At 54.1% G+C, this 12,512-nt stretch carries 10 protein-coding genes; 3 read left to right on the top strand and 7 right to left on the bottom strand.

Translation table 11 applies throughout. The annotated features are described in order from the left end of the window. Positions 1–135 precede the first annotated feature (135 nt). From CXQ82_RS19570 to CXQ82_RS19600, 7 genes are all read right to left on the bottom strand, one after another. Positions 136–1,113, bottom strand: a complete 978-nt coding sequence (locus CXQ82_RS19570) for a dihydrolipoamide acetyltransferase family protein (RefSeq protein ID WP_101271868.1) — start codon at positions 1,111–1,113, stop codon at positions 136–138. Continuing rightward, the gene (locus tag CXQ82_RS19575) at positions 1,113–2,117 is read right to left on the bottom strand and encodes an alpha-ketoacid dehydrogenase subunit beta (protein WP_101271869.1); all 1,005 of its coding nucleotides are present in this window, start codon (positions 2,115–2,117) and stop codon (positions 1,113–1,115) included. Before CXQ82_RS19575 ends, CXQ82_RS19570 begins: the two co-directional genes overlap by 1 nt. Next, positions 2,107–3,207 (bottom strand): pyruvate dehydrogenase (acetyl-transferring) E1 component subunit alpha, encoded by a 1,101-nt coding sequence (pdhA, locus tag CXQ82_RS19580; protein WP_101271870.1) that lies wholly within the window; start codon positions 3,205–3,207, stop codon positions 2,107–2,109. Before pdhA ends, CXQ82_RS19575 begins: the two co-directional genes overlap by 11 nt. A 224-nt stretch (positions 3,208–3,431) precedes the next feature. Continuing rightward, a complete protein-coding gene (locus CXQ82_RS19585) occupies positions 3,432–4,220 on the bottom strand; it encodes a spirocyclase AveC family protein (protein WP_101271871.1) in 789 nt (262 codons plus the stop codon). Positions 4,221–4,258: 38 nt separating this feature from the next. Then, positions 4,259–5,479, bottom strand: coding sequence for a cytochrome P450 (locus tag CXQ82_RS19590; RefSeq protein WP_101271872.1), 1,221 nt, complete (start codon positions 5,477–5,479; stop codon positions 4,259–4,261). Between the two features lie 50 nt (positions 5,480–5,529). Beyond that, complete coding sequence (locus CXQ82_RS19595; protein WP_101271873.1) at positions 5,530–6,573, bottom strand: 3-oxoacyl-[acyl-carrier-protein] synthase III C-terminal domain-containing protein; 1,044 nt, start codon at positions 6,571–6,573, stop codon at positions 5,530–5,532. Beyond that, positions 6,570–8,603: an AMP-binding protein gene (locus CXQ82_RS19600; RefSeq protein WP_101271874.1), complete on the bottom strand. Its 2,034-nt coding sequence runs from the start codon at positions 8,601–8,603 to the stop codon at positions 6,570–6,572. The genes CXQ82_RS19595 and CXQ82_RS19600 overlap by 4 nt, the downstream gene beginning before the upstream one ends. A gap of 399 nt (positions 8,604–9,002) precedes the next feature. Here CXQ82_RS19600 and CXQ82_RS19605 point away from each other — a divergent pair, with 399 nt between their 5' ends. From CXQ82_RS19605 to CXQ82_RS19615, 3 genes are all read left to right on the top strand, one after another. After that, positions 9,003–10,133 (top strand): carbon-nitrogen hydrolase family protein, encoded by a 1,131-nt coding sequence (locus CXQ82_RS19605; RefSeq protein ID WP_101271875.1) that lies wholly within the window; start codon positions 9,003–9,005, stop codon positions 10,131–10,133. A gap of 4 nt (positions 10,134–10,137) precedes the next feature. Further along, positions 10,138–11,166, top strand: a complete 1,029-nt coding sequence (locus tag CXQ82_RS19610) for an AraC family transcriptional regulator (RefSeq protein WP_101271876.1) — start codon at positions 10,138–10,140, stop codon at positions 11,164–11,166. Positions 11,167–11,491: 325 nt separating this feature from the next. Next, the gene (locus CXQ82_RS19615; protein ID WP_101271877.1) at positions 11,492–12,487 is read left to right on the top strand and encodes a pyruvate dehydrogenase; all 996 of its coding nucleotides are present in this window, start codon (positions 11,492–11,494) and stop codon (positions 12,485–12,487) included. Positions 12,488–12,512: the final 25 nt, after the last annotated feature.

A 12,512-nucleotide genomic window follows, 5' to 3' on the forward strand; every position in this document is an offset into this window, starting at 1 on the left:
ATCACGGGACGTGGCAGGCTCGAATGGCCTGCCATCGGTTTATGTCCCACAGACTAAGAGGCGGTGGACGACGGCTCAATGACCGAAACTGACAAGTTATTGATCCAAATGCACAGTGCCCGGTTCCCCATTCCCTTATTCGTCGGGGTTTTCCAGTGCCAGTACCAGTGCCTGTAGAAAGTCTGCCGCCTGTTTTCCCGTTACAGCCCGATGGTCGAACGTCAGCGACAGTGGCAGAACCGGGTGCACATGCACTTCGCCGTTCATCGCTACGGGCTCTTCACGAATGCCACCGGCGCCGATAATCGCGACTTGCGGGGGCATGACGATAGGCGTGGCGTAGCGGCAAGATAACGCACCGAAATTCGAAAGCGTTATGGTTGCGCCCTGCAAGTCCGCAGGTTTTAGGGTTCGAGCCCTGGCCTCGCGACGTAGCTGTGCCAGCTGGCGTTTGAGTTCTGCGGTAGGTCGCGAGCCAACGCCACGCAGCACCGGCACGAATAATCCTTGATCGGTGTTGACGGCAATGCCCAGGTCGACCTGACCATGGGACTTGACCGACAGCGATTGCCGCTCGAACCAGCAGTTGAGCGCCGGGTGTAAACGGCATGCGGTGGCTACAGCCTTGATCAAGCGCATCAATGGATCACGCGATTCACGCCAACAGTACAAGTCAGCATCGGCAAAAATACTGACGGGTACAACAGACGCAGCTGATCGCTCCATGCTCAACACCATGCTCCGGCTCACGCCCTGCAGTACCGTCGCGCCAGCGGTAATCCCGAACGCCCGAGTTGAAGGCGACGCGCCGATGAAAAAATCATCACTGTCACTGCATTCGTGGGTGTCCAGGCGCCCTACCACAGTGCCGGCATCCGCGGCCATGGCGTAGCTGAGCAACGGGGTACCTACCGCCAGAATATCGCCCGGTTCTCCATAGGTTTTTGCAACCAGTCCGGCGTAAGGGGCCGGAATATCGACAACGGCCTTTGCAGTTTCCACCGATACCAGGAGCTGATCGATTTCGAGACTGTCCCCGACTTGGACATGCCACTTGAGAATCTGCGCTTCATGCAGCCCCTCACCCAAATCCGGAAGATTAAAATGTTTCATTACGCCTCCCTGGTCGAAAACCGGGGTTCAAACATAGGGCTGCACGCCGCTAGGATGTCTTCGACAGCCGGAATATAAAGGTGCTCCAGCCGAAAAAGCGGCGGTGGGATATCAAGGGCGGTCACTCGTACAATGGGCGCCACGAGGCGGTCGAACACATGCTCATATAGGCTCGCTGCGATTTCGGCGCCCACTGCGCAGGAGCGAGGCGCCTCATGGATGATTACACACCGGCCCGTCTTACTCACCGACGCCGCCAATGTATGAATATCCAAAGGTTTGAGGCACCCGACATCGATTACTTCGGCGCAAATTCCCTGTGTATACAACGCATCTGCGCACTTAAGCGTTTCCAGCAAGCTGGCGCCCCAACTGATGAGCGTGATGTCATTGCCCTCGCGCAAAGTAAAACAACTGTCCAGCGGCAGACGTTTTCCGTCATCAGAAAACCTCGAGGTGTGCGTGCGATACAGGCGAGTCGGTTCAAGGAAGATCACCGGGTCGGGATCGTCAATCGCCGCAAGCAAAAGACCATATGCCCGGGCAGGTGAAGACGGCACCACTACCCTCAGCCCGGGTATTTGAGCAAATAACGCCTCAGTACTTTCACTGTGATGCTCAGGTGCATGGATGCCGCCGCCCATCGGTGTGCGAACAACCATTGGGCAGGTGATCCGACCTCTCGTACGGTTGCGCATCCTGCTGGCATGGGAGATCAGGTGTTCCATGGCTGCATAGATAAACCCCATGAACTGAAACTCCACCACCGGCTTCAACCCCTGGGCTGCCATGCCGACCGCCAGGCCACCCAGCATTGTTTCCGCCAGCGGCGTATCAATTACGCGACCCGTACCGAAACGCTCGCTGAGACCTTGGGTGGCGCGAAACACGCCGCCATTTATCCCCACGTCCTCGCCCATCACCACGACGTTCGGATCCTCGGTCATGGCACGATGCAGGGCGAGATTCACGGCTTCCAATAGGCTGATTGTTTCAGCAGTCATGGCTGCCTCCCGGCGAGCGGCGCGCCACCCGCTTCATAAGCTCCAGGCGCTGTGCAGCCAAGCAATTCGGCCAGTCAGCATAGACATAGTCCATCACCGACGCGGGAGCCTGAGCGTTCACAGCCTCAAACCGTTGCACCGCCTGATCGACGAAGTGCCTGCACTCTGCAATCAGTGCCTGCTCACGTTCGTCATCCCAGAATCCGTTGCCCGCCATATAAGTGCGCAAGCGACTTACCGGCTCCTGCGACCAGGCTTGCCGGGTTTCCTCGGCATCTCGATAGCGGGTGGCATCATCCGCCGTCGTATGGTCACTGAGCCGATAGGTGACGCATTCAATCAGCGTCGCGCCCTCACCTCTGCGCGCCTGGTTCAATGCCGACTTCAGGCATTCGTAAACCGAAAAAACATCGTTGCCATCGACTATCTCACCGCGAATCCCTGCCCCCACGGCTTTGTCAGCCAAGGTGCGCGCCGCACTTTGAAGCCGCCGAGGCACGGAAATCGCCCATTGGTTATTGTTGACGACAAACACCACGGGCAATTGCCATACCCCCGCGACATTTAGGGCTTCGAGGAAGTCGCCTTTGCTGGTAGCGCCGTCACCGCACGTAGCCACACACACCCTCGGCTCACCACGCAGTTTGAAAGCGCTGGCAGCACCGCACGCATGCAGGGCTTGCGTAGCGATCGGAACGCAAACCGGAAAGTCCTGGGCGAATGCAGGTTTGGAGAAAAAGCTACCGCGTTCATCCCCAGCCCAGTAAAGAAGGATGTCTTCCATCCGCATACCACGCATTAGTTGCACGGCGGAGTCGCGGTAATAAGGGGTCAACACATCGTTCTCGGCCATCAAGCTGCCGATGGCAACGCCAATTGCCTCTTGACCCAATGCAGAGGCGTAGGTGCCGATGCGGCCGGTTCGTTGTAGGGCCACCGCCTTCTGATCGAAGAGCCGAGTCAGAACCATTTGCCGGTACAGCGCCATGACGAGCCCTTTGTCGCCTAAACAATCAGGCAATATTCCCTTTACAACGCCATCGGGCCTCAAATAGTGGGTGTAGCGAGAGGAGTTCCTAAAAGTAGACATCCTGCGCCTCCGAAAGAGACCGTTATGGGTCAGCGGCGAATCCCCATGTAACTGGGGAACTCAATTGTTGTCACACCGAAACTTCCGATCGCCCAATGCATAACTATCGCAGTGACAAGGACAACATTCACAAATCCAACCATCGCCAAAAGACGCAAAAAAAGATGCACTCCGACGGAAAATTTATATTGGGGATTGATTCTTTCAATAACGGAATAGCCCTGCTACTGAGCCTGAAAACGCAACAATCCAATGGGGGTGCAGATTGCAGCGATTATCAGTGGCGCGTAGATAGGTATTTGATAGGCCTTACCAGACCACAGAGTCAAATTCGGGATAACAATATTGAAGGCGTACAACCCCGGAAATACGAAAAACAACTCCAATACAAAGTCTAGAACCGCGAGCAATAAAAAACCTGAAAACACCATACCGAGCGCATTACATTTTGGCCAAAACCGTTTTATAACGCGTAGGGTCGCACATAAAACCATACCAAACAGGACAAACCACCAGCCATATAATCCCAGCACAAACACTATTGGCTCAGGCGTAAGATTACCTCCATTAGAAAACCAGCCTGGAATAAATGAATTCCAACTACCCCAATTGATCAGATAAGCATTGTAGATCACTAATGGATTGAAAAAATTAATCACCGTATCTAACCAGCCTGCTGACAGCCCCCCACCAACCAGCAAAAAATCCCAAGCAACCTTGCCTTCTCTAACCGATTTTATAACGTTATACAGAACACACAAAACCAACAAAAAAACCACATTAAACTGAGTAACCCAAGCCGACACCTTGGTTTCGAATGGAACTCCATCAGCGCCCGTGGAAAAAGGCATGAGGTCGGAAAAAAGCAACCAAGATGTAAATACATAAGTCTGCAACCCCGCAAAAAATAACCCTATAATAGCCCAAGCCACCAAAGGCTGCTTAATCACTTTCGAAACTTTATAAATATCCGACCACATTACAACACCGAATATATTCCCATGCTTTATCATCACCCACCTCCTGCCGAACCGACAGTTGCTTCATAAGCTTATACGGACCATCTGCCATGAAGAGACTGCACACCGCGTAGCGTATGTGCCTTATGCCAATTCAACTCATTAATATTGGTTATCTGCAAGTCGGGCATACGTCCCAGCAATGTCTGCAGAGCGACCTTTATTTCTATAAAAGCGAGACGAGCCCCTAAACAATAATGTTGGCCGCCGCCAAAACTGGTAAGCTCTCGCGCGTCAAGTCCAGGTCGATCAATCAGAAAGTCATCCGGATTTTCGAATTTAACCGGATCACGGTTGGCAGCCCCTAAACATACAATCACAGTGTCTCCTCGACGCAGATAATGCCCTTCGAAATGAAAGTCCTCGAGCACTTCACGGGCGGCAATCTGTAAAGAGTTCTCATGGCGAAGGCACTCAAGCACACACTGAGAGAGAAGTTCGGGATTGTCACGTATACGTGCAAGCGTCTCTGGGTGTCTATAAAGACAAATTATTGCATTACCTATCATATTGCCAGATGTCTCATGACCAGCAGCAAACAGAAAAATAACATTTGAGATAATTTCCTCATCACTCATCCCCAACGCCTCATCTAACGACAAGAAAAGGGAAATCAAATCATCACCAGGCACCTTTCTTCGCTGAGCAAGTTTATTTCGAAAGAAATCGTGCAACTTAAGCGCACCTTCGTTCGCGATAGCCAGATCGTGATAATTGATATTGGCAATTTCCAATGTTTTTGTTATCGCCGCAGTGAGGTGCCAGAGTTCCTGTTTGAAAAGCCGCGTTTCTTCGGGATCAAGGCCCAATAGATTGCAGATGACAACCACAGGTATCTGACTAGCATACTGGGCGACCAGATCCGTCTCGCCCTTGGAGTAAATCCCATCAATCAGACCGTGAGTAGTATTTTCCGCTAGCGATGTAAACTTATCCGTGTAACGGGAACCAAATGCTTTCGCCATCTTAGCTCTGAGTACCGTATGCTCAGGCGGATTCATCATTAACACGGATTGAGTAAATACTTTAAATGCCGGACCCGCGGCCGTGACCTCATCATATCGAGTATTTAGATAATGAACAAAATCCCTACCTACGTGTTTGTCACGCAACAATGCCTGCGTAACGGGATAACGGCCTGTTATCCAAAGAGTGGGCAACAAACTGACCAAAGCTCCCGCCTCTCTAAGTTCTCGATAAAGCGGATAAGGATTCTCATAAAAAGCGCTCGATGAAAAATCAGAAAGATTCATAGACAATACCTCAATAGCTTTTTCTATACCGATAGACAAGGCACCAGCAACTAAAGGCGGAAGCCAAACGAAGCAAATGACATGCCCGCACTCCCGACCCAACCGGCACAATAGTCTCCCTCCTCAACCACTTTGGTATTCCTAGCTTTTGCCAATGCCACAGGAATGGAGGCCGATACAAGATTCCCATACTCCGGATATATGAATTGGATTTTATCCTGTACGTTGAGTTTGCAACCCATTTCCCACCAAGCCTGTAAGGATGCAGCGTGTGGGAAAATCGCTTTTATTGAGTCAAAAGAAACACTCAACTTTTCAAAGATGGCTAAAGCGTGAGGCTTGCCAAGATCAAACATTTCACTGGCAAACGAATAAAAACTGTTCACGCCATTGCATCCCAGCTTATCCGTCGGCTGACAGTACAAGTCATAAGCATCCAGCGGTACGGCACACAGGTCGCTGGCACCGTTCTCACTACTGAAATGAAACTCCCAGGGGTTTCCATCGTCCTTGACCAGTACCGTTGCGCTCGCGGCTTCGCCGATGGTGTACGCGGCAAGATTGTGTTCGACCTGCTCTATTTTTGTAAGATTAAAGCATCCTGGAAACACTCTACCACCAGCACGCATTGAACACTCACAATTGACAATCAGCGCGTTCCGATAACAGTTGGTAGCCATCAGATTTGAAACTACAAATGCAGCACGCGTCCAACTCATACAGGCATCAACAATGTCAAAGCAATGGGCATTTGGCATACCCAATGCGGAGCCGACCATATAAGCCATTGCAGGCTCAAGAAACCCGCGATCTACCCCGGTGTAAATAATCAGCTCTATTGCAGAGGGTTTCAGTTGCGCTTCTGCCAATGACTCACTCACCGCTCTGGACAAGAGTTCAAATGGACGCTCGCCTTCTGCCAACCAGCGACGCTCTCGTGCCCCGGAGAATGTTAAAAAGAAATTGATACGCCGTAACACCAGATTTAATTCCTCGCCCACCAAGGTCGGACTCAGTTCAGTCACGAGGCGCTGTATATCGAGGTTACCGACTGTCCGCGACGGTAACACTGCACTGAGCCCGGCGATTTTCATGGACGGTTCTCCGCCAGGTAATAACTCAGTTGGTCGATACTCGGATAGTCGACAAGCAAGTCAGAAGGCAGTTGGCATCGTAATTTCTCACCTAACCAATCCGTCAGTTCCAATATTTCAATCGAATCCAATCCAAGGCTGTTGAACGTCCTGCTGCAATCGAGAGAAGTGGCGGGAATATTTTTTACGTCCGATAAATATTCCAGCATGTACCCGCGCAATGTCGCAATGTTCGACTTGCTGGCAATGCGCTCAACCGTATTCTGTGCGGAGCTCTTAAGGCTATACACACATTCCAGTGCCTGAGCCAAATATTCGGCTCGCGCCTTTGCTCTCTGGACTTTCCCACTGGACGTTAATGGAAATGTCCCTGAGCGCACCAGAATAATATCTTCCAACACAACTTCATGATCGCGCCCAACAGCATCTTGAATGGCCAGCACAACGACAAGCGGCTCCAAGTGATGGCGTTCGGATCGTTCTATTTCGACTACAACGACTACTTTTTCACCCGATGGCATTTCCATACCAAACGCACAACAACGTCCTGCCCGCAAGGCGGGATGAGCATTCTCCACCGTAAGTTCCAGATCTTGCGGGTAAATATTCTGGCCATTAACTATTATTACATCGTTAATACGACCTGAGACATATAGTTCGCCTTCATGAACAAAACCTAAATCACCCGTCCGCAGGAAGACCCCATCGACACCATCCAAGCGAGCGCCGAATGTCTGTTTCGTCAATTCAGGCTGATTCCAGTATCCCATTGCGACACTGGTACTTTTAACCCAAATCTCACCCACTTCATTGCTTTGAGACTGACTGAGCAATACCGGATCTACGATACGCAAGTCCGCGCTTATATTCGAACCTCCGCAACTTTGCAAACGCCGCCCTTCTGGACTGTCAGCCAAGTCTTGACGAGCGACAACTTTTCTTCGTGCATACGCTTCGTTATCGACCCATACAGTTTTTGCAACTTTGTCGACACTAACGCTCGATACTTTCAACGTTGCCTCCGCAAGACCATAACCCGGCCGTACAACATTCGCGCCTAGCCCGCACCCTGCAAAAGCGCTGTGGAATCCGAATAGGGTTTTTGGGCGCACCGGTTCTGCTCCATTGGATGCAACGACCCACGAACGCAGGTCAAGCCCTTCCTTCATCTCTTGGGTTATTTTATTAATACACAGTTCATAGGCAAAATTAGGTGCCGCGCTGTGGGTACCTCGGTACTTTGAAACCGCTTGAAGCCAACGCACAGGCTGTTGCAACACTACCGCTGGCAACAATGAATAAATTGCAAACCCCAAATATAACGGGGTCAGCATTCCATAGACTAACCCCATATCATGATAAACGGGTATCCAAGTGATCATCACAGACGTTTCATCATGTCGGTTACCACCCTCCATATCTTGAATACCTGAGACCAAGTTCGCTTGTGAAACCATTACGCCTTTTGGCGTAGCCGTCGACCCTGAGGTATATTGCAGGAGGGCTATATCGTGATTGCGCGTTCTACCTAGATATTCTTCTTCGGCGAGAGTGTCTGCGCTTACTAATATCCATTGTGCACTATTAAAATAACTGGAGACCCCTCCCAGTTCTTGAACTCTATCTTTCATATAACTGTCGCACAAAACAACACTCGGTTTTGCATCTTCCGTAAGGGTTACCACGCGTTGCGTATTACGATTCACCCCGCGTGCCTTGCCTGAGCCTCGAATAGGATAACAGGGCACGGCCACTAATCCGGCTAACAGACAAGATAAAAATGCCACCACAAAATCTGCGCCGCCCGGCACCAGAATCAACACGCGGTCGCCGCAGTTCGTACACCCATACATCATTTTCGCGAGCGCTCTTGCTCGCGACATGATCTGCGCATATGTAAAACTTTCCTTGACGTCACCAGACGGTGAAATCTCGTGATAGACAATGAAATCGGGTTTGTTTGACTCATGATGTTCCATCGCTTCAATCAGCGTCGTATGACCTTTGAAAAATTCCGAATACAGACTCATACCCCGCACCCCGTTTCTCGTTGAAGATACCGCATGCGCTAAACCATGATTCGAATAAACATCAAGCGTCCGCACCCAACCTGATCGAGCACAGTAAAGACGCAGTCAGTATTCCAGAGCACAGAGTATTTACTACTGTGAAACTTGACAGTTATCCATAACATTAAGAGATAACAACCATAGCCAAGGGAAATAAACTTCAAAACTTTCTTGACCTACTACTTCAACGGCTACTCACGCCAACTATAAGAAACATTCAAGCCAAATCATTGTTCATATCATTAGCGCTTCATGGCCACATGACATCTTTTCCCGCAAATAGTCAGCGCCCCTTGGCAATTTGTCTTATGAGCCATACCCTAGCGGGATATTTCAGAAAGAAACCCTCATTGCTTTCCCATGCGTAAACTTCTAGCGTTCACCGTCACCATGGCCCTGGTTGCCGCCGTCGCCGCGTATCTGGTCTGGACCCAGGAGCGCCCCGTGGCGCATTACCTGTCCGACCTGCGCATCACCCTCGCGGTGAATGAAGGGCTGCCTGCCGATCGCGGCAACCTGCTGGGCATCCAGCCGGAGCTGTTTCCCGCCGACTACCAGAGCCTGGAACGCCTGCACTTGAAACTCGCGGCCTACCTGCAAAAGGCTCGCGACCAGGGGCTGATCAACGACAAGACCATCGTGGTGCTGCCGGAGCATATCGGCACCTGGCTGATGCTCACCGGCGAAAAGAATGAGGTGTACCAGGCGCTGCATGCCAAGGATGCGATGAACTGGTTTTCGCTGAGTAACCCGCTGCTGTTTGCACGTGCCTGGATCAGCGCGACCGGCGACAACCGCAGCGACGACGCCTACCTGCGCATGAAGGCGGCCGGCATGGCACGCGACTACCAGGTGCTGTTCGGCGGTCTGGCCAAGGAGTTTGGCGTGACCTTGGTGGCCGGCTCCATCGCCCTGCCCAACCCGAGTGTCAGCCAGGGCCAGCTGCAGATCGGCCATGGTGCGCTGTACAACGCCAGCCTGGTGTTCAATGCCGACGGTTTGCCGGTGGGCCAGCCGCAACGCCAGCTCTATCCGATCTACGATGAACGTGGCTTTATCCAGCCTGGCGATGAAAACGTGGTCAGCGTGGTCGACACGCCGGCCGGCCGTTTGGGCGTGCTGGTGGGCAGTGACAGCTGGTACCCGGACAACTACCGCAAGCTCAACGAGCAAGGCGCGCAACTGGTCGCTGTGCCGGCTTTTGTACTCGGTCGCGACACCTGGAACCGCCCGTGGCGCGGGTTCAAGAGTGTGTCCACACCGCCGGAAATCAGCCTCAAGCCCGAAGAACTCAGCGAGGGCGAAGCCTGGCGCCGGCTGACCCTGATCAGCCAGCAGCCCATCAGCCAGGCCGGCGCGGGCATGAGTGTGTTCCTGCGCGGGCAGTTCTGGGACCTGGGCACTTCCGGGCAGAGTTTCTTGAGCAGTAACGGGCAAGTCAGTGCCGACGGCGATGCACGTGGTGCGCGCTTGCTGAATATCTGGCTGTAACGCCGTGAAGCCGGTGCGCCTCGGGGATCTGTCGGTGGGCTTCGTGCACACCCTGGCGGATGCCATCCACAGCCACGGCCTGGACCCGCAACCGCTGCTGCTGCAATACGGTCTCGACCCGGCGCGGCTGGCCGAAGCGGGTGCGCGCTTGTCGATCCCGCGCTACATGCGCCTGGGCCATGCGGCCATCCAGCTCACCGGCGACCCCGGCCTGGGCCTGCGCATGGGCCAACTCAGCCGCCTGAGCCAGGCCGGGCTGGCCGGGGTCACCGCCGCCCAGGCGCCCAACGTGCGCGAGGCGGCCCGCGCGCTCACACGTTTCGAAGCGCTGTACGGCTCCAACTATCGCGGGCAATCCAGCTTTGATGAGGACGCCGAAGGCGCCTGGCTGCGGTTCTATTCCATCAGCCCCTACAACGCCTATAACCGCTTTGTGGTGGATTCGATCATCGCCGGCTGGTTGCACCAGTTGTCGAGTTTGGCCCAGCAACCGCTGAAGGCGCAGCGCATCGACATCGAGTTCGAAGCGCCGCAATACAGCGAAGACTACAACGCGCTTGGGGACATTCACTTCGGTGCCGACGCCAATCAACTGCGCCTCAACCAGCAAACCCTGGCCCTGCGCAACCCACAGCATTGCCCGAGCACCTGGCATTTACTGCTGCAATTGTGTGAACGGGAATTGGAGCAATTGACCCGCACCCGCAGCCTGCGCGAGCGCATCACCCGGTTGCTGGGGCCGATGCTCAATGGCGGCCGGGAACCCGACCTGGAAGAAGTGGCGGCACGCTTGAAGCTGCCGACCTGGACGCTGCGCCGCAAACTGGCGGAAGAAGGCACTCAGTTTCGCGCGATTCTCAACGACACCCGCCGCGACCTGGCCATGACCTACATTCGCGATACGGAACTGGCGTTCGGCGAAATCGCCTATTTGCTCGGTTTTGCCTCAGCCCAGGCGTTTCAACGGGCGTTCAGGCGTTGGAACAACCAGACCCCAGGGGAATTTCGCCGCAGTCAGCGGCATTCCGCCTGAAGTCGGTCTTACAGCTCTGTTGCATCGTCTGCGGGTTCCAGCGGGTCCAACTCAATCGCGTGGTACTCGAGCAGTTCTTCCTGGTAATCGTCCATGCTGGACTCCTTTTTAATGTAAAAGCGGCTGCAGGTAACTGACCTGCATCACCAGCCTAAAGTGCCGTTGTGACGAAAAAATGTCCGCGCCATGACGTTCCTGCACTTCAAGATTAAACGTAGCAGCACCAGGCGGATTTAGCACTGAGGCTTCAAGGCTTACGCCAACTCATTGCAATTGCAACCATATTTCCATTAGGGTGCAGGCATCCCTTGCCAGGTAACTGCCCATGACCACGCATTGCGCACAACACTGTATCGACGCCCTGAGTAACGTCCGCCCCTGCGCCAACTCGCCGCTGTACACCGTGATAAGCATGGCCAACACCCTCGAATTCAGCCGCCAGGCCTGGGTTATCCGTGGGCAGTCACGCTCGCGCCGCGTGGGTGGCTGGCCCACCTGGTTCGCGCGCAATACCGGCGAAAAGCCAATGCTCTACCTGCACAGCGCCACGTCGTCGGCGCAGTTGTGTGCGCTGGTGGACGAAACCGCGCAGCGCGGCATCCTGTGCAACGACATCGAAACCCAGCCCTCGCCCTGGCCCAAGGGTACGCAACCTTCCCTGCCGTTGTGGCTGGCGACCCATCCGCGCTGCACCCCGTATGACCCCGCCTCCGGGGACGAGGCACGCGCGATTGTGCTGGCGGGGTTACACGCGCTGTATATCGACGGCCAACCGGGGTTTTATTACCTGGCGCTGCATGACCATCAGAGCACCGTACCGCTGAGCGAGCAGGCCTATGGGGATGCACTCAAAGGCATGTATCGGGTCCAGGGTGACCAATCGGCAGATGTGCGATTACTTGGCGCAGGGCGTGCACTGGAAGAAGTCGTACAGGCCGCGCGCCTACTGGAGCAGGACTGGAATATCACCGCGCAGCTGTGGAGCTGCCCCAGCTACACACGGCTGGCCCGCGAGGCAGCGGCGGCTGAGCGCTGGAACCGCCTGCATCCCACAGCCCCCAAGCGCAGTTGCCATCTGCGTGACTGCCTGGCGGGAAGCGGCGCGCCGGTGATTGCCGTCACGGGCTACCCGCAACCGATTGTCGACCCGTTGGCGGCCTATGTGGATGCGCGATATGTGGCGCTGGGGGCGGGTTCAGTGCAGGCAGCGGCGCCGAGTCGGTACTGGATTGTGGTGTCTGCGTTAAGGGCATTGGCGGATGCAGGGCAGATCGAGGCGCCGCAAGTGCAAACCGCAATGCACCGCTACCCACTGAAATGACTTGGAATGCAGTCAATGTGGGAGG

The organism is Pseudomonas sp. S09G 359, assembly GCF_002843605.1.
Taxonomy (GTDB): Bacteria; Pseudomonadota; Gammaproteobacteria; order Pseudomonadales; family Pseudomonadaceae; genus Aquipseudomonas.